The sequence below is a fragment of the Variovorax sp. GW822-FHT04E09 genome (assembly GCF_058800845.1).
In genome coordinates, this window is the sequence record NZ_JBXAMR010000012.1 from 18,699 (window position 1) to 38,009 (window position 19,311).

The following is a 19,311-nucleotide window of genomic DNA, read 5'->3' on the forward strand; positions in this document are numbered from 1 at the left end:
TGTCGGACGACGGAAGCACGGAAGGCAGCGGCCGATTTTCGGAAGCGCCCAACCCCTTGGCAAATGCAAAATGTGCGCTTGCTTTTGAACCGAAACGCAAAATGCAGCTGCGCCACCTCCAGCACCTGATCGCCCTCGCCGAGCAAGGCAGCTTCGGGCGTGCCGCGCAGGCCGTGCACCTGTCGCAGCCCGCGCTCTCGCGCAGCATCGACGCGCTGGAGCAGGCGCTGAAGGCCCGCCTGGTCGACCGCGCCTACGGCACCGTGCGCTTCACGCAGGCCGGCGAGCTGGTGCTGGCACGGGCCCGCGAGCTGGTTGCCGACGCGCGGCAGATCCAGCGCGAGGTGCAGCAGCTCGAAGGCCTCACGCTCGGCAGCCTCAACGTCGGCCTGGGCCCGTTCGCGGCCGGCCTGCTGGGGCGCGCGGCGCTGTCGCTCATGACGCAGCGCCACCCGCAGCTGCTGATGCGCATGGAGGTGGCCGACACCCCCACCCTCAGCGAGCGCCTGCACCGGCGCCAGATCGACCTGTTCATCGCCGACACCCGCGACCTGAAGAAGCAGCCCGGCCTGAAGCTGGCGCGGCTGCCCAACGTGCCGGTGTCCTTCTTCGTGCGGCCCCGGCATCCGCTGCTCAGGCAGCCGGCGCCGGTCACGCTCGAGCAGCTCATGGACTACCCGGTGGCCGGCCCCAACCTGCCGGCCGAGGTGGCCGCGCATTTCGACCGGCAGATCCGCCGCACCGACCGCGGCGTGTTCAACGTGACCTGCGACGACGCCGACACGCTGCGGCACCTCGCGCTCACGGCCCACGCGGTGATCCTCGCGCCCCACGCGCCCGGCCTCGCGCCCGAGACCGCCGCGCTCGCGCCGCTGCCGGTGGCGGGCCTGTCGCGCATGCGCACCCACTACAGCCTGGTGACGCTGGCGGGCCGCACGCCCTCGGCGGCCGCCACGGTCTATACCCGGCTGGTGACCGAGTTGCTCGGGCCCGCCAAGCAGGTCGCCGGGGCCTGAGCCAAAATGGCCCCTTCTCCGCCGTTCACCGCCTTGCCGTCCGTTCTCCCGTGACCACCTCCCGCCGGGCCCAGCCCCCCTCCTTCTCGCCCGGCGAATTCCGCAAGGCACTCGGCATGTTCGCCACCGGCGTGACCATCGTCACCGCGCGCGCGGCCGACGGCAGCCTGGTCGGCCTCACGGCCAACTCGTTCAACTCGGTGTCGCTCGCGCCGCCGCTGGTGCTGTGGAGCCTGGCGCGCGCGGCGGCGTCGATGTCGGCGCTGCGCGCCGGCTCGCACTACGCGGTCAACATCCTGGCCGCCAACCAGAAGGCGCTGGCGGAGCGCTTCGCCACCAAGAACATCGACCGCTGGGCCGACGTGGCCTACACCGACGGCCTGGGCGGCGCGCCGGTGCTGCAGGGCGCGGCGGCCAGCTTCGAGTGCTTCAACCGCAGCCGCTACGACGAAGGCGACCACGTGATCTTCGTGGGCGAGGTGGAGCGCTGCACGCACGACCCCGACGCCTCGCCGCTGCTGTTCCACGGCGGGCGCTTCTACACCGAGCACCCGTTGTGAAACGCCCCGCGCTGCTGGCCGTCCTGCTGCTCGCCGCGCGGATCGCCACGGCGCAGGGCACCGCCGAGCCATCGCCGCTGCGGCAGAACTGGTTCGACGACCCCTTCTTCCAGGTCGCCGCGGGCCTGCCGGCCTGCCCCATGCCGCAGGGCCCCTACTACACCGCCGAGGAACGTCGCGCGCAGACCCACTCGCGGCTGGAGCGCGGCACCAGCTGCTGGCTCGCGGGCCAGTGCACCGACAGCAACGCCTACCGCTACGACAAGCCGCTCGCGCCCAAGGTGCGTGCCGCACTGCTCGCGGTGCCGGGCGTGCGCCGCAGCAGCGTGTGGGTCACGGTGCAGCGCCGCTGGGTCTACCTGCAGGGCTGCGTGCCCGACGCGGCGCTGGTCCGCAGGCTCGAACGCGCGGCGCGCACCGTGGCCGACGTCGAAACCGTGGTGCCCGACCTGATGGTGGGCACGCGCGGCAAGCCGCCCTACCCGCTGGCCGGGCACTGAGCGCTGGCGCACGGCTTTGGCGCCGGCGCGCTACGATCATCGGATGAATTCCGCGGCCCTTCCGCCGCCTGTGCCGCCACCGATTGACCGCGAATGATCCAGCGCAAGACCCACCTCGACTCCCTGGCCATCGGCCTGCTCATCGTCTGCTGCGCGTTCTGGGGCCTGCAGCAGATCCTCATCAAGACCACCGTGACCGAGGTGCCGCCGCTGTGGCAGGCCACGGTGCGCATGGTCGGCGCGGTGGCGCTGCTGTGGCTGTGGTGCGTGGTGCGGCGCGTGCCGCTGTTCGAGCGCGACGGCACGCTGTGGCCCGGGCTGCTGGCCGGCCTGCTGTTCGCGGGCGAGTTCGCCGGCATCTACCTGGGCCTGCAGCACACCAGCGCCTCGCGGCTCACGGTGTTCCTCTATACGGCCCCGTTCTGGGTCTCGCTGCTGCTGCCGCGCTGGGTGCCGGCCGAGCGGCTGCGCGGCTTCCAGTGGCTGGGCCTGTTCATCGCCTTCGCGGGCGTGGTGCTGGCCTTCAGCGAAGGCTTCGGCCACATGAGCTCGTCGCAGCTCATCGGCGACGGCATGGCGCTGGCGGCCGGCATGCTCTGGGGCCTGACCACGCTCACGCTGCGCACCACGCGCCTGGCCACGGCCAGCGCCGAAAAAACGCTGTTCTACCAAGTCGCCGTGACGGCCGCCGTGTGCCCCTTGCTGTCGCTCGCGCTGGGCGAGACCTGGGGCTTCTCGTACTCCGCCTGGGCCTGGACCTCCATCGGCCTGCAGACGGTGGTCGGCGCCTTCGCCAGCTACCTCACCTGGATGTGGCTGCTGCGGCACTACCCGGCCACGCAGATGTCGTCCTTCACCTTTCTCACGCCGCTGTTCGCGCTGATCTTCGGCGTGGCGCTGCTGAAGGAGCCGCTCACGCTGCAGCTGGTGGTGGCGCTGATCGGCGTGGCGCTGGGCATCGTGCTGGTGAACCGGCGGCCTGCGGTACAACGCCCGGCATGAGCAAGACACTCCACCGGTTCCAGCCCGTCCTCGACGAGATCGTCGCCACCCTGCGCCTGCAGCTCGGCCAGGGCGGCACCGTGGCCAGCTACATCCCGGCGCTGGCGCGCGTCGATGCGCGGCAGTTCGGCATCGCGCTGCGCACCTGCGACGGCGAGGAAGCCGGCGCGGGCGACTTCGAGACGCCCTTCTCCATTCAAAGCGTGTCCAAGCTCTTCACGCTCACGCTCGCCATGCAGCGCATGGGCGACGCGCTGTGGGAGCGCATCGGGCGCGAGCCCTCGGGCAACCCCTTCAACTCGCTGGTGCAGCTGGAGAACGAACAAGGCAAGCCGCGCAACCCCTTCATCAATGCCGGCGCCATCGCGGTGGCCGACCGGCTCGTGAGCCAGGCCAAGGCCAGGGGCGGCAGTGCCAAGGCCGACATCCTCGCGCTCATGACCAGCCTGTGCGGCGAGCGCATCGACTTCGACGGCGAGGTGGCGCAGTCGGAGGCCGATACGGGCTTTCGCAACGTCGCGCTGGCCAACTTCATGAAGAGCTTCGGCAAGATCGACAACGACGTGGCCGAGGTGCTCGACACCTACTTCCACCAGTGCGCGCTGCGCATGAGCTGCCGCCAGCTCGCGCGCGCCGCCGCCTTCCTGTGCCGCGACGGCGCGCACCCGATCGCCGGCGAGCCCGAGGTCACGGGCGAACGGCAGACGCGCCGCATCAACTCGCTCATGCTCACCTGCGGCACCTACGACGCGGCCGGCGACGTGGCCTTCTCGATCGGCCTGCCCTGCAAGAGCGGCGTGGGCGGCGGCATCGTCGCGGTGGTGCCCGACCAGCTCACGCTGTGCGTGTGGTCGCCGGCGCTCGATGCCACCGGCAATTCGCTGCTGGGCATGAAGGCGCTGGAGCTGTTCGTGGCGCGCACCGGGCTGTCGGTGTTCTGACCTGCATTCACGCCGCGACGGCCACCGGCGCCCCGGGCAGGCAGCCCATGCCGTCGAGCGCGGCCTCCACCGCTTCCTCGAGCGGCGTGTGCGGCTCGCGGCCCAGGAAGGCCACCAGCTTCGCGTTGTCCATGCCCACGGGCGTGCGCCACAGGTAGCGCATCTCGCGCAGTTCGCGAAAGGTGACGACGAAGGGCGAGGCCAGCGCCAGCAACCACCACGGGAAGGCCGACACGCGCACCTGGGCGCCGGTGCGCCGGGCCACCACCTTGCGGATCGCGTCGCTCATGCGCGTGCCGTCGGCGTCCCAGTGGCCGGCCATGTGGAAGCGCGCAAAGGGCGCGAGCCGGTCGCGCCGCGCCAGCAGCTCGACCATGGTGCGGGCCACGTCCGGCAGGTACGACCACTGGTGGCCGACACCGGGGTCGCCGGGGCAGCTGACGGCCCGGACGGGTTGGCCCGCCTTCACCAGCCCCTGCGAGAACCAGTTGTTGCCGGCCTTCGGGCCGAAGAAGTCGCCGGCGCGCACGATCAGCACGCGCGCGCCCTCGCGGCTGGCTTCTTCGAGGCGCCTTTCCATCTCGACGCGGATCGCGCCCTTGGCGGTGAGCGGGCGCTGCGGCGAGTCTTCGGCCAGCAGCGGGAAGGCATCGGGGCCGAAGTTGTAGACCGTGCCGGGCAGCACGACGGTCGCGCCCTCGGCCTTCGCGGCGGCCAGGGTGCTGTCGAGCATCGGCAGCACCAGCTCCGACCAGCCGCGGTAGCCCGGCGGATTGACGGCGTGCACGATGACCGAACAGCCCTTCGCGGCCCGCCGCACGGCCTGCGCGTCCATCGCGTCGCCGGTCAGCCAGGTGATGCCCTCGCGCTTTCCTTCGACCGCGCCGCGCTTCAAAGCGCGCACCTCCCAGCCCGCATCGCACAGCTGGCGGGCCACCTCGCCGCCGATGCCGCCCGTGGCGCCGAGCACCAGAACCGTGTTGTCGTTGCGTGCCATGAAATGCTCCTGAACAGTGATCGATGGGTGAATTCTGGGCAGGATGGGGTTCGAATGGAATTGCCGAACATGCACCATCGGCCATACATTTCCGTATGACCTGGAACATCAGCTGGGAGCTGCACCGCTCCTTCCTCGGCGTGCTGCGCGAAGGCTCGCTCTCGGGCGCGGCGCGCGCGCTCGGCATCACGCAACCCACCGTGGGGCGCCACGTGGCGGCGCTCGAAGAAGCACTCGGCGTGGTGCTCTTCACCCGCTCGCAGGTGGGCCTGCTGCCCACCGAAGTGGCACTGGCGCTGCGCACGCATGCCGAGGCCATGGAAAGCACCGCGGCCTCGCTGCAGCGCGCGGCCAGCAGCCAGGGCGACGGCGTGCGCGGCGTGGTGCGGGTGTCGGTCAGCGAGGTGGTCGCGGTGGAGGTGCTGCCGCCCGTGGTGGCGCGGCTGCGCGAGGCGCACCCGGCGCTGAAGGTCGAGCTGGTGTCGACCAACCGCGTGCAGGACCTGCTGCGGCGCGAGGCCGACATCGCCGTGCGCATGGTGCGGCCCCGGCAGGCGCAGCTGGTGGCACGCCGCATCGGGAACATCGAGCTGGGCTTCCATGCGCACACGAGCTACCTCGCGCGCCACGGCACGCCGCGCACGCCCGACGACCTGGCGGCGCACGCGCTCATCGGCTACGACCAGCCCTCGGCCTTCGTGCGCGAGGCGATCAAGTCGTTCAAGTCGGTCACGGGTTTCACGCGCGATGCCTTTGCGCTGCGCACCGACAGCGACCTCGCGCAGCTGGCCCTCATCCGCGCGGGCGCGGGCATCGGCGTGTGCCAGGTGGGCCTGGCGAAACGCGACGCCGCGCTGGTGCGCCTGCTGCCGCGCGCGCTCTCGCTCAAGCTCGACACCTGGGTCACGATGCACGAGGACCTGCGCCACAGCCCGCGCTGCCGCGTGGCCTTCGATGCGCTGGTCGAGGGCTTGCAACAGTACGTTGGCGCGGCGGCGGCCCCCGCGCCCCGGGCGACAATGCCCCGCGCAAGACCCAAAGCTTCTCCCTGAATGACGACGACCGATTCCCCCGACCACCTCCCCCTGCAGGAACCCCGCCTCTGGCGCGACGACCTCTGGACCGCCCGCATCATCAAGAACGAGGAAGACGACGGCTGGGCCGTCGAGATGACCCGCCACGGCGACCCCGAGCCCGCGCTCGTCGGCCCCTGGACCATGGGCCGCGACAAGAAGAACCCCAAGCCGCTGGACACCCCCGCCTTCCACACGCTGGTGAAGACCGCCGCCGAGGTGATCCGCCGCCACGAGCAGCAGCTGCACGCCACGCTCAACAAGAGCGTGACGGTCACCGCGCGCAACGACCAGCGCATTCGCGTGGCCCTGTCGATCGTGCCCGACGAAGACAACCCCTCGGCCACGCTCACGGCCTACGACGATGCCGACGACTCGGAACTGGCGAGCGTGAACGTGTCGCCCGCGTTCCGGCTCACGACCTCGAGCGCGACCGCGTGGATCGAGTCGGACTACGCACGCCCGCGCAGCTGATGTGTTCAGGCGCTGCGCGCGAATAGCACACGCGCCGCCCTTTCGCCAATTAGCGAAAGAGCGTATGTTCACGCCGGGGTGAGTTGAGAAGAATCCGCCCCAACGAGCAATCGTTCCCAGTCATACGACGCCCGCTGCCAGTGCTGCCAGCGAGGTGTCGGGCAATTAAGCCCGAATCGGTTTCACCACCGGTTCGGGCTTTTTTGTTTTTTCGGTCGCAACAACGCCTTTTTCAAACGGATGCGCGTCATCCGGTGGCGCAGCTTTGCCCGAAGAAAAAGCACTGGCAGCACAGCGCTCGTTTGCAGGGGCCGCGCGGCGGGAGGAGACACCCCAAACGCGGTTCCGAAGGTCGGATGTTCCTGATGACTCGCACAAAACCAAAGCAAAGGAATTTGACATGACGAACGCTTTCAACCGCCGCCAGATCGTGAAGACGGGCGGCTCGATGATCGTGCTGGGCGCCGCCGGCGGCGTGGCCGGCCTGGCGCGCGCGCAGGACGGCGCCACCGTGAAGCTCGGCCTGCTGCATTCGCTCTCGGGCACCATCGCCATCGCCGAGGCCTCGCTGGTCGATGCCGAGAAGCTGGCCATCGAGGAGATCAACGCCGCCGGCGGCGTGATGGGCAAGAAGATCGAGGCCGTGGTCGAAGACGGTGCGAGCGAGAACTCGGTGTTCGCCGAGAAGGCCCGCAAGCTGCTGGAGCGCGACAAGGTGGCGGCCATCATCGGCTGCTACACCTCGGCCTCGCGCAAGGCGCTGCTGCCGGTGCTCAACCAGGCCAAGGGCCTGCTGTTCTACCCGACCTACTACGAAGGCCAGGAGCAGGACAAGCGCGTGTTCTACCCCTCGCAGGAAGCCACGCAGTCGGTGATCGCGGCCGTGGAATGGATGGCGCGCGAGAAGGGCAAGAACTTCTTCCTCGTCGGCTCCGACTACATCTACCCGCGCACCTGCAACAAGATCGCCAAGCCCGCCATCGCGAAGGCCGGCGGCAAGGTGCTCGGCGAGGAGTACGCACCGCTGGGCCACACCGAGTTCTCGTCGATCATCAACAAGATCAAGGCCGCCAAGCCCGACTGCATCTACAGCACGGTGGTGGGCGGCTCCAACGTGGCCTTCTACAAGCAGCTGCGCGCGGCGGGCCTGGACGGCGCCAAGCAGGTGCTGCTCTCGACCGTGGTGTCCGAGAACGAGATCGACGGCATCGGCCGCGACAACGCCGCCGGCTACTACGCCTGCATGGGCTACTTCCAGAGCATCAAGTCGCCGGCCAACGAGAAGTTCGTGAAGGCCTTCAAGGCGAAGTACGGGCAGGACCGCGTGATCGGCGACCCGATGGAGGTGGCCTACAACAGCGTGTACCTGTGGAAGCTGGCGGTGGAAAAGGCCAAGTCCTTCGACGTGGACAAGGTCACGGCCGCCGCCGCGGGCGTGGAGATCGAGGCGCCCGAGGGCACGGTGCGCATCCACGCCACCAACCACCATGTGTGGAAGAAGGTGCGCGTGGGCCGCGCGCGGCCCGACGGGCAGTTCGACATCGTGTGGGAATCGCCGCAGCTGGTCGAGCCCAACCCCTTCCCGAAGGTCTGAACGCGATGAACTTCGACATCGCGGTGATGCAGGTGTTCAACGGCGTGAGCCTGTTCACCATCCTGCTGCTCATGGCCATCGGGCTGGCCATCGTGTTCGGCCTGATGGGCGTCATCAACATGGCGCACGGCGAGCTGATGGCGCTGGGCGCCTACATGACCTACCTGGCGGCGCGCTTCTTCGCGCACTACGCGCCGGGCTTCATGGACCTGTACCTGTTCGCCGCGATTCCGTTCGCGTTCGCTGTGACCTTCGCGTTCGGCTATGTGCTGGAGCGGGGCTTCATCCGCTTCTTCTACGACCGCCCGCTGGACACCCTGCTGGCCACCTGGGGCCTGAGCCTCATGCTGCAGCAGGCCTACCGCTCGATCTTCGGCGCGCAGGAAGTGAGCGTGCCGCTGACCTCGTGGCTGGCGGGGGCGTGGGAGCCGACGGCGGGCATCCAGCTGCCGCTGAACCGCATCTTCATCGTCGGGCTCACGGCCCTGGTGGCGGTCGGCGTGTACCTGCTGCTGTACCGCACGCCGTGGGGGCTGAAGGTGCGCGCGGTGACGCAGAACCGCGCCATCGCCGGCGCGGTGGGCATCGACACGCACCGCGTCGACGCGATGACCTTCGCGCTGGGCTCGGGCCTGGCGGGCATCGCCGGTTCGGTGTTCACGATGATCGGCTCGACCAACCCCGGCACTGGCCAGCTGTACATCGTCGACTCGTTCATCGTGGTGGTGTTCGGCGGCGTGCAGAGCCTCATCGGCACCGCGCTCTCGGGCTTTGCCATCGCGCAGTCGCAGACCTGGCTCGAGTACCTGATGAGCGGCTCGATGGCCAAGGCCACGATCCTGCTGCTGGTGATCGCGGTGCTGTACTTCCGGCCCAACGGCCTGTTCGCCACGCGGTCGAGGAGCTGAGGCATGCACGGTCTTTCTCCTCAACGCAAGCGCGACATCAGCGCCCTGCTCGCGGTGCTGGTGCTGCTGGCGGTGGTGCTGCCGCTCACGCTCGACCCGTTCCGCCTGAACCTCGTGAGCAAGTACCTGGCCTTCGCGTTCGTCGCGGTGGGCGTGGTGCTCACCTGGGGCTACGGCGGCGTGCTGAGCCTGGGCCAGGGCATGTTCTTCGGCCTGGGCGGCTACATGATGGCGATGTTCCTCAAGCTCGAGGCCTCGGCGCCCGAGCTGCCGGACTTCATGGTGTGGAGCAGCGTCGAGCAGCTGCCCGCGTGGTGGCAGCCCTTCCACTCGCTGGGCTGGACGGTGGTGGGCATCCTCGTCGTGCCCGCCGTGCTGGCCTATGTGTTCTCGTACGCGATCTTCAAGCGGCGCGTGAGCGGCGTGTACTTCGCGATCGTCACGCTGTCGCTGGCGCTCACGCTCACGGTGGTGGTGGTCGGCCAGCAGGGCGACACCGGCGGCGCCAACGGCATCACCGATTTCCGCACGCTGCTGGGCTGGGACATCGCGACCGACGAGGCCAGGCGCACGATGTACTTCGTCGAGGTGGCGGCCATTGCGCTCGTGATGATGGTGTCGCTCGCCATCGTGCGCAGCCGCTTCGGCAAGCTGCTGATCGCCATCCGCGACAAGGAAGACCGCGTGCGCTTCAGCGGCTACAACACGGCGCACATGAAGGCCTTCGTGTTCGCGGTGGCCGCCGTCTTGTCGGCCATCGGCGGGGCGTTCTACAGCCTGCAGGTGGGGCTCATCGCACCGGGCGTGATCGGCGTCGTGGCCTCGGTCGAGATGGTGATCTACGCGGCGGTCGGCGGGCGGCTGTCGATTCCGGGCGCGGTGATCGGCGCGCTGCTCATCGGCTTTCTCAAGTCGTACCTGTCGGAGACCTTTCCCGAAGGCTGGCTGTACGTGCTGGGCGCGGTGTTCATCCTCGTGGTGTGGGCGATGCCGAACGGGCTCGCGGGCCTGGGCGAGAAGCTCATGCGTCGGCGTACTGCCACGGAGGTGGCGCCATGAACGCCACGATGACGATGCCCAACGGCGGGCTGCCGCAGGCCGCTTCGGCGGTGCCGCCGTCGAGCGAGCAGATCCTGCGCATCGAGGACCTCACCGTGTCCTTCGACGGCTTCAAGGCCGTGGACGGGCTGAGCCTCTCGGTCGAGCGCAACGAGCTGCGCGTGATCATCGGCCCGAACGGCGCCGGCAAGACCACGCTGCTGGACATGGTGTGCGGCAAGACCAAGCCCAGCGCGGGCCGCGTGCTGTTCAACGGCCAGGACCTCGGGCGCCTGAACGAGTACGAGATCGTGCGCGCCGGCGTGGGCCGCAAGTTCCAGACGCCCTCGGTCTACGAAGACCTCACGGTGCTGGAGAACTTCGAGATCTCGCTGCCGCGCATGCACGGCCTGCTGCAGTCGCTGACCTTTCGCCGCACGCCCGCCGTGCGTGCGCGCATCGATGCGATGGCCGAGCAGGTCTTCCTGGCCGATCGCCTGGGCCACCGCGCCGGGCAGCTCAGCCACGGGCAGAAGCAGTGGCTCGAGATCGGGATGCTGCTCATGCAGGAGCCCGAGCTGCTGCTGCTCGACGAGCCCGTGGCCGGCATGAGCCCGCGCGAGCGCGAGCAGACCGGTGACCTGCTGCGGCGCATCTCGGCCGGCAAGTCGGTGGTCGTGATCGAGCACGACATGGACTTCGTCAAGCGCATCGCGCACCGCGTCACGGTGCTGCACCAGGGCAAGTTGCTGAGCGAAGGCACGGCGGCCGAGGTGCAGGCCGACCCGCGCGTGATCGACGTGTACCTCGGCCATTGAGAAAAGGAGATATCCACATGCTCGAAGTCTCCGATCTCAACGTGGCGTATGGCGAATCGCACGTCATCCGCGATGTGTCGCTGCGCGTCGCGCCCGACGAGGCGGTCGCTATCATGGGCCGCAACGGCATGGGCAAGACCACGCTGCTGAAGTCGCTCATCGGCCTCTTGCCCGCGCGCGGCGGCCACATCCGCCTGGGCGGCACCGAGCTCACGACGCTGCCCAGCTACCAGCGCGTGGCGCAGGGCCTGGCCTTCGTGCCGCAGGGGCGCATGGTGTTCCCGTTCCTCACGGTGGAGCAGAACATCCTCGCCGGTGCCGCGAAGTCGGGTCATCGCACGGTGCCCGACTACCTCTACACCTTCTTCCCCGTGCTCCGGGACATGAAGCAGCGCAAGGCCGGCAATCTCTCGGGCGGCCAGCAGCAGATGCTGGCGATTGCGCGCGCGCTCATCTCGGAGCCGAAGGTGCTGATCCTCGACGAACCCACCGAGGGCATCCAGCCTTCGATCATCAAGGAGATCGCGCAGACGCTGAACGTGCTGCGCGCCGAACGCGGCTTCGCCGTCGTGGTGTCGGAGCAGGTGCTGAGCTTCGCGCTCGACCTGGCCGACCGCTTTCTCGTCATCGACCGCGGCCGCATCGTGCACGACGAAGCGCGGGCCACGCTCGACCAGGACAAGGTCAGGTCCTTCCTGACCGTGTGAGCCCTTCCTCTTTTTCTTCAACCACCCCTTCAGGAGCAGCGTCATGAGACATGGTGATATTTCGAGCAGCAACGATTGCGTCGGCGTCGCGGTCGTCAACTACAAGATGCCCCGCCTGCACACCAAGGCCGAGGTGCTGGACAACGCACGCAAGATCGGCGAGATGCTGGTCGGCATGAAGAAAGGCCTGCCGGGCATGGACCTGGTGATCTTTCCCGAGTACTCCACGCACGGGATCATGTACGACGCCAAGGAGATGTACGACACCGCCTCGGCCATCCCCGGCGAGGAGACCGCGATCTTCGCGGACGCGTGCCGGCGCGCCAACGTGTGGGGCGTGTTCTCGCTCACCGGCGAGCGCCACGAGGAGCACCCGAACAAGGCGCCCTACAACACGCTGATCCTCATGAACAACCAGGGCGAGATCGTCCAGAAGTACCGCAAGATCATGCCGTGGGTGCCCATCGAGGGCTGGTACCCGGGCGACTGCACCTACGTGAGCGAAGGCCCCAAGGGCATGAAGATGAGCCTGATCATCTGCGACGACGGCAACTACCCCGAGATCTGGCGCGACTGCGCGATGCGCGGCGCCGAGCTCATCATCCGCTGCCAGGGCTACATGTACCCGGCCAAGGAGCAGCAGATCATGGTCTCCAAGGCCATGGCGTTCATGAACAACACCTACGTGGCGGTGGCCAACGCGGCCGGCTTCGACGGCGTGTACTCGTACTTCGGCCACTCGGCGCTCATCGGCTTCGACGGCCGCACGCTCGGCGAATGCGGCGAGGAAGAGATGGGCATCAACTACGCCGAGCTGTCGATGGGCCTGATCCGCGACGCGCGCAAGAACGGCCAGTCGCAGAACCACCTGTTCAAGCTGGTGCACCGCGGCTACACCGGCACCATCAACTCGGGCGACGGCGACAAGGGCGTGGCGGCCTGCCCCTACAACTTCTACACGCAGTGGATCAACGACCCCGAGGGCACGCGCGAGATGGTGGAGTCGTTCACGCGCAGCACGGTCGGCACGCCCGAGTGCCCGATCGAGGGCATTCCGAACGAACCGGCCAAGCACCGCTGAAGCGCCGCCCCATGGACCACGACATCTTCGAACTCGGCGATGTCGCGCTGCAGCGGGGGGCCACCCTGCGCGGCGCGAAGCTCGCCTACAAGACCTACGGCACGCTCAACGCACAGAAGAGCAACGCCATCGTCTATCCGACCTGGTACTCGGGCCAGCACTACGACAACGAGTGGCTCATCGGCCCCGGCATGGCGCTGGACCCGGCGAAGTACTTCATCATCGTGCCCAACATGCTGGGCAACGGCCTCTCGTCCTCGCCGAGCAACACGCCCGAGCCCTACAACCTGGTGCGCTTTCCGAACGTCACGCTCTACGACAACGTGACGCTGCAGCACCGGCTGGTGACCGAGCAGTTCGGCATCGAACAGCTCGCGCTGGTGGTGGGCTGGTCGATGGGCGCGCAGCAGACCAACCAGTGGGGGTGCCTGTACCCCGAGATGGTGAAGCGCATCGCGCCCTTCTGCGGTTCGGCGAAGACGGCGCCGCACAACATCGTGTTCCTCGAAGGCGTGAAGGCCGCGCTCACGGCCGATGCCGCGTGGAACGGCGGCTGGTACACCACGCCGCCGACGCGCGGGCTGCGCGCGGTGGGGCGCGTGTACGCGGGCTGGGGCCTGTCGCAACCCTTCTACATGCAAGAGCTGTGGCGCGAGCTGGGCTTCAGCTCGCTCGAAGATTTCCTGGTCGGCTACTGGGAAGGCTTCTTCCTGAAGAAGGACGCCAACAACCTGCTGGCGATGCTGTGGTCGTGGCAGCACGGCGACATCAGCGACAACCCGGTGTTCAAGGGCGACTTCAAGAAGGCGCTGGGCGCCATCCAGGCGCGCGCGATCGTGATGCCGGCCGAGCGCGACCTGTACTTTCCCGTGGCCGACAACGCGTGGGAGGTGTCGCACATGCCGAATGCCGAGTGCCGCCCGATCCCCGGCGTGTGGGGCCACTTCGCGGGCGGCGGCAGCAGCCCGGTCGACACCCGCTTCATCGACAACGCCCTGCAGGAACTGCTCGCCACGCCATGAACGCTCCCGTGCACGATCCGCTCGCCGCCTACCGCATCGAGACCGAGCCCTTCTACCGGCCCGCGGGCCACGAGGTGGCGCTGTACCGGCACGCGTACCGCCACCGCATGCCGCTGATCCTGAAAGGGCCGACGGGCTGCGGCAAGACGCGCTTCGTGGAGCACATGGCGTGGTCGCTCGGGCGGCCGCTGGTCACGCTCGCCTGCAACGAGGACATGACGGCGTCGGACCTCGTGGGCCGCTACCTGCTCGACGCGAACGGCACGGCCTGGCACGACGGGCCGCTGACGCTCGCAGTGCGCCACGGCGGCATCTGCTACCTCGACGAGGTGGTGGAGGCGCGGCAGGACACCACGGTGGTGATCCACCCGCTGACCGACGCGCGCCGCATCCTGCCGCTGGACAAGAAGGGCGAGCTGGTGCACGCGCACCCCGACTTCCAGCTGGTGGTGTCGTACAACCCCGGCTACCAGAGCAGCGCGAAGGACATGAAACCCTCGACGCGCCAGCGCTTCGCGGCGCTGGAGTTCGACTACCCCGACGGCGCGCTCGAAGCGGAGATCGTTGCGCACGAGGCCGGTGTCGACCCCGCGCTCGCCGCGAAGCTGGTGGCCATTGCGCACTGCTCGCGCGAGCTCAAGCACCGCGGGCTCGACGAGGGCGTGTCGACGCGCATGCTGATCTACGCGGGCGTGCTGATCCGCGACGGCGTGTCGCCGCGCGACAGCTGCGACATGACGATGACGCGCGCCCTCACCGACGACCCCGACATGGCGAGCGCGCTGCAAGGCTTTGTCGAGGCGCAGTTCGGATGAACGACCGGCACGGCGCCCTCTCGCTGCTGGCGCGCGGGCTGGCCGGCGTCGATGTCGACGTGCAGCCGCTGGCCGGCGCACGGGCGGTGCTCACGGGGCGCCGGCTGCTGCTGCCCGAGGGCGACGAGGCCGTGCGCCTGCACCGCGCGATGGTGGCGCATGCGGTCGCGCACCTGCGCCACTCGACGCCTGCGCGGCCGGCGCGCACGCTCAAGCCGATGGGCATCGCGGTGGTCTCGGCCCTTGAAGATGCGCGCGTCGAGCGGCTGCTGTGCCGCGACTTTCCCGGCCTGCACGGCTGGTTCGTCGCCGCGCTGCCGCCCGCGCCCGATCCGCTCGACCTGCGCTTTGCCGCGCTGGTCGCGCGCATGGACCGCGTGCTGCTGCGCGCCAATGCGCAGGACGACAACCACTGGGTGAACAAGGCGCGCCGCCTGTTCGACGAGACGGTCTCGCGCGCGGGGCTGGAAGACTACGACGCCTTCCGCGCCGTCGCCTCGATCCTCGCCAACGACCTGGGCCAGATGCGTGTGCGCTTCGAGCCGCAGGACTACGCCGTGCCCGCGCCCTGGCGCGACGACAACAGCTACCTGTGGGATTTCGGCGAGGCCGAGACGCCGCCCGACGAGGCCATCGCGCTGCAGCAGACGGGCGTGCGGCCACCGCCACCTTCCGATGCACCGAACGAAGGCAGCGACGCGCCGCCCGAAGGCATCGCCGACATGGAACTCGGCCGCTACACCTACCCCGAATGGGACCGCACGCAGGAGCGCCTGCGCCCCGACTGGTGCACGGTGATCGAGAAGCTGCCCGCGTGGCAGGGCCTGGGTGCGGCGGGCACTTCGGGAGCGGCGGGCCATGAGCGCATCGTGCCGCTCGCCCTGCCCCGCGCACGCCACCTCGACCGCACGCACCGCCTGCGCCGGCAGTGGGAAGGCGACGACATCGACCTGAACGCGGCCATCGAGGTGCTGGTCGATCGCCGCCTGCGCCTGCGGCCCGATGCGCGGCTGTTCATGCGCCCCGGCAAGGGACCGCGCCCCTCGAGCGTGCTGGTGCTGCTCGACCTGTCGGAGTCGGCCAACGACGCGGGCCACGGCGATGGCGCCGTGTCGCTGCTCGATCTGGAGAAGCAGGCTGCGCTGCTGCTCGCCGCCTCGAACGCACGCGGCATCGACCGGCTCGCCATCCACGGCTTCTCGTCGAACACGCGCGCCGAGGTGTACTACTACCGCCTGCTCGAGTTCGGCCAGCCGCTGGCCGCGCCCTCTCGCGCCATGATCGGCGCGGTGCGCGGGCGCTACTCGACGCGCATGGGCGCCGCGCTGCGCCATGCGGCCTCGCACCTGCAGGCCGAGCCGGCCGGGCCGCGCGCGATCCTGCTGGTGACCGACGGCGCGCCGTCGGACATCGACGTGCACGACCCGAAGTACCTGATCGAAGACGCCCGCCAGGCCGTGGCCGAGGCGCGCGATGCCGGCGTGCGCAGCGCCTGCATCGCGGTGGACGGCGCGGCCGATGCGTACGTGCGGCGCATCTTCGGCTGGCGCAACTATTGCATCGCCGACGACGCGCGCAGCCTGCCCGCACGGCTGGCCCGCATGAGCACGCGGCTGGCCGCCGCCCATTGACCGACGGAATGAAGAAAGCCAGGGAGGAGCACACAATGAGGGCCCACACATCCAGGAGACACCCCAGTGGCTGACAGGGACCCTCTTCGCGTCGGCATTCTGTATTCCGAGACCGGCGTCACCTCGACCATCGGCCTGTCGCAGCTGCAGGGCGCGCTGCTGGCCATCGAGGAGATCAACGCGGCCGGCGGCGTCGACGGCCGCGAGCTCGTGGCCGTGCGCTACGACCCGCAATCGAACCCCGTGCGCTACGCCCAGCTGGCCGAGCGGCTGATCGTGCAGGACCGCGTGAACGTGCTCTTCGGCTGCTACATGTCGAGCAGCCGCAAGGCCGTGATCCCGGTGATCGAGAAGTGGAACAAGCTGCTGTTCTACCCCACGCTGTACGAAGGCTTCGAGTACTCGGGCAACGTGATCTACACCGGCGCGGCGCCCAACCAGAACAGCGTGCAGCTGGCCGAGTTCATGACCACGAACTTCGGTGCGCGCGTGTACCTGATCGGCTCCGACTACATCTACCCCTACGAGTCGAACCGCATCATGGGCGAGCTGGTGATGCAGCGCCCCGGCAGCGAAAAGCTCGGCGAGCGCTACGTGGCGCTGGACGCCACCGAGAAGGACTACCGCGCGATCATGGACGACATCCGCGACAAGCGGCCCGACTTCATCTTCTCGACGGTGGTGGGTGATTCCACCGCGAGCCTGTACCGCGCCTATGCCGAGGCCGGCTTCGACCCGAAGACGATGCCCATCTCAAGCCTCACCACCTCGGAGGCCGAGATCTCGCAGATGGGCCCCGGCGTGGCCACGGGCCACTTCACGGCGGCGCCGTATTTCCAGTCGATCGATTCGCCCGCCAACCAGCGCTGCCTGGCGCGTCTGCGCGCGCGCTTCGGCGACGGCTGCGTGCCCAACCTGTGCTGGGAGGCCTCGTACTTCCAGATGCACATCTTCGCCAACGCCTTCCGGCAGGCGGGCACCGACGGCATCGCGGAGATCCTGCCGCACATCCTGGGCAGCGAATTCGATGCGCCGCAGGGCCGCGTGAAGATCGACCCGACCAACCACCACACCTGCCTGTACCCGCGCATCGGCCGCGTCGACGCGCACGGACAGTTCACCATCGTGCGCCAGGCGACGCGCCCGGTGTACCCGGACCCGTACCTCGTCACCCACTCGCTGGGCGACTGGACGGCACGGCTCGATGCGCTGGAGCTCTAGGATGAGGTCGCGCTGCTTTCTTCCCGTTGCCGGCGAGGCTTCAAGGCGCGTCCCGCGAAAGCCCTGACCGTGGACAGCACAGCCCCCAAGCGACACACCCTGCGGGTGACGCCACCGCAGCTCAAGGAGCTGCGGCTGCTGAAGATCGCGGTGATCCACCCCGACGACGCAGACGGCCGGCAGCTCACCCAGCAACTGCAGCGCATCGGCTGCCAGGTGCAGGCCTTCTGGCCGCCCGTGCAGCACCTGCCCGAGGGCATCGACGTGGCCTTCATGGCCGTGCAGCCCGACTTCATCAACCTGCGCTTCGAATGGACCCAGAGCGAGGACGCCCCCGCCGTCATCGCCGTCGTGACCTACGAGAACCCGACCATCGTCGAGGCCGTGCTCGAAATCCGCGCCAAGGCCGTGCTGCCGTCGCCGGTGCGCTCGTTCGGCCTGCTGTCGGCGCTGGTGGTCGCGCGCGAAGCCCACAAGGAAAGCCGCTCGCTCGCGCGGCGCCTGCGCAAGACCGAAGCCAAGCTGCTCGGCGTGCGCCAGCTGGCCGAGGCCAAGAGCATCCTCATGAAGACGCACGACGTGTCCGAAGGCCAGGCCCACGACCTGATCCGCGAACAGGCCATGAGCAAGCGCACCACCATGGAAGACATTGCCGCGGCCATCGTCAACGCCAACGAGATCCTCTCGCTGGGCACGCGCGGCCCCAAGCCCGGGCCGGGCTGACGGCACTCAGAGCTGGCGGAACGCCGTCAGCACCTTCAGCACGCTCTGCGTGGCGCCGTCGAGCGTGGCGTGCGGGCGGTGCGCGATGCCCAGGCGGCGCGTGAGCTTGGGCGTGACAGGCACGATCTGCATGCGCTCGTTGAGCGCCGCGTCGGTGGTCTGCTGCAGCGGCAGCAGCGCCGCGCCATAACCCGCCGCCACCAGGCTGCGGATCGCGGCGTCGTAGTTGAGTTCGATGCGCGCGCGCGGCGCAAAGCCGGCCGCGGCAAACCACTCCATCGACAGCCGGTACATGTGCGTGGTCGCGTCGTTGAAGATCAGCGGCTGCGTCGCCAGCCAGGCCGGCGTGGCGCGCTTGGGCGCCTTCCAGCGCGGCGGCACGAAGGCCATCATGGGCTGCGTGCGCCACGGCGTGACCACCAGCTCGCGCTGCAGCGGCTGCGGCATCGCCACCAGGCCGATGTCGAGCGTGCCCGCCGCCAGCCGCGCCATCGCCTCGGCCGAGCCGAGGATGCTGACCTCGACGTCGATGCCCGCATGGCCCACGCCCAGTGCCTCGAGCACCTGCGGCAGCAGGTCGACCACCACGCCGGTGGAGGTGCCCAGCCGCACGCGGCCCGTGCGGCCCTCGGCCTGGCGCTTGACGGCCTCCACCGCCTCGTCGGTGTCGCGCAGCAGCTTGCGCCCGCGCTCGACCAGCGCCGCGCCGGCCGCGGTGGGCGTGACGCGGCGGTTGCCGCGCACCACCAGCTGCGCGCCCAGGCGCGATTCGAGCTCGCTGATGTGCAGGCTCACGGTGGGCTGCGCCAGGTGCAGCGCCTGCGCCGCCGCCGAGAAGGTGCCCAGGTCGGCGATGGCGATGAGGGTGCGCAGTTGGTCGAGGTTGAGCTGTCGCATCAGGAATACTGATTGAAGGTGTCAGAAATCTCAACTTCCACAATAGCACGCGCCGCCGGAAGATGAGCGCTCCCCTACCAGGAGCCCACCGTGACCGCGACGAAGCCACCGTCTTTTCATCAACGCCTGCTGCACGCCCTGCACAACTGGCGCCGCCGCGCCGTGACACGCCGCCGCGCCCGCGACGACGTGCTGCTGCTGGCCGGCATGAGCGACCACGACCTGCGCGACCTGGGCATCGGCCGCAGCGAAGTGCCCGAGCTGGTCGACCGCAGCCGCTACTGACCCGCTGG

21 protein-coding genes are annotated in these 19,311 nt (G+C 69.2%); 19 read left to right on the top strand and 2 right to left on the bottom strand.

Annotated features, from left to right (window positions below; translation table 11 throughout):
• The first annotated feature begins 101 nt into the window (after positions 1–101).
• The 5 genes from AC1RL8_RS29625 (at position 102) to AC1RL8_RS29645 (ending at position 4,019) form a co-directional block, all read left to right on the top strand.
• Positions 102–1,016: a LysR family transcriptional regulator gene (locus AC1RL8_RS29625; RefSeq protein ID WP_492686869.1), complete on the top strand. Its 915-nt coding sequence runs from the start codon at positions 102–104 to the stop codon at positions 1,014–1,016.
• 50 nt (positions 1,017–1,066) lie between these two features.
• Positions 1,067–1,576, top strand: a complete 510-nt coding sequence (locus AC1RL8_RS29630; protein ID WP_354346178.1) for a flavin reductase family protein — start codon at positions 1,067–1,069, stop codon at positions 1,574–1,576.
• On the top strand, positions 1,573–2,076 hold the full coding sequence (locus AC1RL8_RS29635; RefSeq protein ID WP_492686868.1) for a BON domain-containing protein: 504 nt from the start codon (positions 1,573–1,575) through the stop codon (positions 2,074–2,076). The genes AC1RL8_RS29630 and AC1RL8_RS29635 overlap by 4 nt, the downstream gene beginning before the upstream one ends.
• Positions 2,077–2,169: 93 nt before the next feature.
• Positions 2,170–3,078 carry a DMT family transporter gene (locus AC1RL8_RS29640; protein ID WP_492686867.1) on the top strand — a complete coding sequence of 303 codons (909 nt, stop codon included), beginning with the start codon at positions 2,170–2,172 and terminating at the stop codon, positions 3,076–3,078.
• Positions 3,075–4,019, top strand: a complete 945-nt coding sequence (locus tag AC1RL8_RS29645) for a glutaminase (RefSeq protein ID WP_492686866.1) — start codon at positions 3,075–3,077, stop codon at positions 4,017–4,019. The genes AC1RL8_RS29640 and AC1RL8_RS29645 overlap by 4 nt, the downstream gene beginning before the upstream one ends.
• A 7-nt stretch (positions 4,020–4,026) precedes the next feature.
• Here the strand turns inward: AC1RL8_RS29645 and AC1RL8_RS29650 are convergent, their stop codons facing one another.
• Positions 4,027–5,016: an NAD-dependent epimerase/dehydratase family protein gene (locus AC1RL8_RS29650; RefSeq protein WP_492686865.1), complete on the bottom strand. Its 990-nt coding sequence runs from the start codon at positions 5,014–5,016 to the stop codon at positions 4,027–4,029.
• Between the two features lie 95 nt (positions 5,017–5,111).
• Here AC1RL8_RS29650 and AC1RL8_RS29655 point away from each other — a divergent pair, with 95 nt between their 5' ends.
• The 13 genes from AC1RL8_RS29655 to AC1RL8_RS29715 all read left to right on the top strand — a co-directional run bounded on the left by AC1RL8_RS29655 (position 5,112) and on the right by AC1RL8_RS29715 (position 18,121).
• Positions 5,112–6,068 (top strand): LysR family transcriptional regulator, encoded by a 957-nt coding sequence (locus AC1RL8_RS29655; protein WP_492686864.1) that lies wholly within the window; start codon positions 5,112–5,114, stop codon positions 6,066–6,068.
• The gene (locus tag AC1RL8_RS29660; RefSeq protein WP_095948507.1) at positions 6,069–6,563 is read left to right on the top strand and encodes a hypothetical protein; all 495 of its coding nucleotides are present in this window, start codon (positions 6,069–6,071) and stop codon (positions 6,561–6,563) included.
• 400 nt (positions 6,564–6,963) lie between these two features.
• The gene (gene urtA / locus AC1RL8_RS29665; protein WP_487850437.1) at positions 6,964–8,157 is read left to right on the top strand and encodes an urea ABC transporter substrate-binding protein; all 1,194 of its coding nucleotides are present in this window, start codon (positions 6,964–6,966) and stop codon (positions 8,155–8,157) included.
• A gap of 5 nt (positions 8,158–8,162) precedes the next feature.
• Positions 8,163–9,065 (top strand): urea ABC transporter permease subunit UrtB, encoded by a 903-nt coding sequence (gene urtB / locus AC1RL8_RS29670; protein WP_492686863.1) that lies wholly within the window; start codon positions 8,163–8,165, stop codon positions 9,063–9,065.
• 3 nt (positions 9,066–9,068) lie between these two features.
• The gene (gene urtC, locus AC1RL8_RS29675; RefSeq protein WP_492686862.1) at positions 9,069–10,124 is read left to right on the top strand and encodes an urea ABC transporter permease subunit UrtC; all 1,056 of its coding nucleotides are present in this window, start codon (positions 9,069–9,071) and stop codon (positions 10,122–10,124) included.
• Positions 10,125–10,138: 14 nt separating this feature from the next.
• Complete coding sequence (gene urtD, locus AC1RL8_RS29680) at positions 10,139–10,921, top strand: urea ABC transporter ATP-binding protein UrtD (protein ID WP_070061447.1); 783 nt, start codon at positions 10,139–10,141, stop codon at positions 10,919–10,921.
• A 17-nt stretch (positions 10,922–10,938) separates the two neighbouring features.
• The gene (gene urtE, locus AC1RL8_RS29685; protein ID WP_492686861.1) at positions 10,939–11,628 is read left to right on the top strand and encodes an urea ABC transporter ATP-binding subunit UrtE; all 690 of its coding nucleotides are present in this window, start codon (positions 10,939–10,941) and stop codon (positions 11,626–11,628) included.
• A gap of 43 nt (positions 11,629–11,671) precedes the next feature.
• Positions 11,672–12,709, top strand: a complete 1,038-nt coding sequence (locus AC1RL8_RS29690; RefSeq protein ID WP_119556141.1) for an aliphatic amidase — start codon at positions 11,672–11,674, stop codon at positions 12,707–12,709.
• Between the two features lie 11 nt (positions 12,710–12,720).
• The gene (locus AC1RL8_RS29695) at positions 12,721–13,731 is read left to right on the top strand and encodes an alpha/beta fold hydrolase (RefSeq protein ID WP_492686860.1); all 1,011 of its coding nucleotides are present in this window, start codon (positions 12,721–12,723) and stop codon (positions 13,729–13,731) included.
• Positions 13,728–14,546 carry a CbbQ/NirQ/NorQ/GpvN family protein gene (locus tag AC1RL8_RS29700; protein ID WP_492686859.1) on the top strand — a complete coding sequence of 273 codons (819 nt, stop codon included), beginning with the start codon at positions 13,728–13,730 and terminating at the stop codon, positions 14,544–14,546. Before AC1RL8_RS29695 ends, AC1RL8_RS29700 begins: the two co-directional genes overlap by 4 nt.
• A complete protein-coding gene (locus AC1RL8_RS29705) occupies positions 14,543–16,177 on the top strand; it encodes a nitric oxide reductase activation protein NorD (RefSeq protein ID WP_492686858.1) in 1,635 nt (544 codons plus the stop codon). The genes AC1RL8_RS29700 and AC1RL8_RS29705 overlap by 4 nt, the downstream gene beginning before the upstream one ends.
• A gap of 66 nt (positions 16,178–16,243) precedes the next feature.
• Positions 16,244–17,398: a transporter substrate-binding domain-containing protein gene (locus AC1RL8_RS29710; protein ID WP_062470403.1), complete on the top strand. Its 1,155-nt coding sequence runs from the start codon at positions 16,244–16,246 to the stop codon at positions 17,396–17,398.
• A gap of 69 nt (positions 17,399–17,467) precedes the next feature.
• Positions 17,468–18,121, top strand: a complete 654-nt coding sequence (locus AC1RL8_RS29715; RefSeq protein WP_095948498.1) for an ANTAR domain-containing response regulator — start codon at positions 17,468–17,470, stop codon at positions 18,119–18,121.
• A 6-nt stretch (positions 18,122–18,127) separates the two neighbouring features.
• Here the strand turns inward: AC1RL8_RS29715 and AC1RL8_RS29720 are convergent, their stop codons facing one another.
• Complete coding sequence (locus AC1RL8_RS29720) at positions 18,128–19,018, bottom strand: LysR family transcriptional regulator (RefSeq protein WP_070061367.1); 891 nt, start codon at positions 19,016–19,018, stop codon at positions 18,128–18,130.
• Between the two features lie 90 nt (positions 19,019–19,108).
• Here AC1RL8_RS29720 and AC1RL8_RS29725 point away from each other — a divergent pair, with 90 nt between their 5' ends.
• Positions 19,109–19,303 (top strand): YjiS-like domain-containing protein, encoded by a 195-nt coding sequence (locus AC1RL8_RS29725; protein ID WP_492686857.1) that lies wholly within the window; start codon positions 19,109–19,111, stop codon positions 19,301–19,303.
• The last annotated feature ends 8 nt before the right edge of the window (positions 19,304–19,311 follow it).

Bases quoted from the DNA above. Each gene is read 5' to 3' on its own strand.
- AC1RL8_RS29625 (WP_492686869.1), top strand. From the start codon at position 102: ATGCAGCTGCGCCACCTCCAGCACCTGATCGCCCTCGCCGAGCAAGGC.
- AC1RL8_RS29640 (WP_492686867.1), top strand. From the start codon at position 2,170: ATGATCCAGCGCAAGACCCACCTCGACTCCCTGGCCATCGGCCTGCTC.
- AC1RL8_RS29645 (WP_492686866.1), top strand. From the start codon at position 3,075: ATGAGCAAGACACTCCACCGGTTCCAGCCCGTCCTCGACGAGATCGTC.
- AC1RL8_RS29650 (WP_492686865.1), bottom strand. From the start codon at position 5,016: ATGGCACGCAACGACAACACGGTTCTGGTGCTCGGCGCCACGGGCGGC.
- AC1RL8_RS29655 (WP_492686864.1), top strand. From the start codon at position 5,112: ATGACCTGGAACATCAGCTGGGAGCTGCACCGCTCCTTCCTCGGCGTG.
- AC1RL8_RS29660 (WP_095948507.1), top strand. From the start codon at position 6,069: ATGACGACGACCGATTCCCCCGACCACCTCCCCCTGCAGGAACCCCGC.
- urtA (WP_487850437.1), top strand. From the start codon at position 6,964: ATGACGAACGCTTTCAACCGCCGCCAGATCGTGAAGACGGGCGGCTCG.
- urtB (WP_492686863.1), top strand. From the start codon at position 8,163: ATGAACTTCGACATCGCGGTGATGCAGGTGTTCAACGGCGTGAGCCTG.
- urtC (WP_492686862.1), top strand. From the start codon at position 9,069: ATGCACGGTCTTTCTCCTCAACGCAAGCGCGACATCAGCGCCCTGCTC.
- urtD (WP_070061447.1), top strand. From the start codon at position 10,139: ATGCCCAACGGCGGGCTGCCGCAGGCCGCTTCGGCGGTGCCGCCGTCG.
- urtE (WP_492686861.1), top strand. From the start codon at position 10,939: ATGCTCGAAGTCTCCGATCTCAACGTGGCGTATGGCGAATCGCACGTC.
- AC1RL8_RS29690 (WP_119556141.1), top strand. From the start codon at position 11,672: ATGAGACATGGTGATATTTCGAGCAGCAACGATTGCGTCGGCGTCGCG.
- AC1RL8_RS29695 (WP_492686860.1), top strand. From the start codon at position 12,721: ATGGACCACGACATCTTCGAACTCGGCGATGTCGCGCTGCAGCGGGGG.
- AC1RL8_RS29700 (WP_492686859.1), top strand. From the start codon at position 13,728: ATGAACGCTCCCGTGCACGATCCGCTCGCCGCCTACCGCATCGAGACC.
- AC1RL8_RS29705 (WP_492686858.1), top strand. From the start codon at position 14,543: ATGAACGACCGGCACGGCGCCCTCTCGCTGCTGGCGCGCGGGCTGGCC.
- AC1RL8_RS29720 (WP_070061367.1), bottom strand. From the start codon at position 19,018: ATGCGACAGCTCAACCTCGACCAACTGCGCACCCTCATCGCCATCGCC.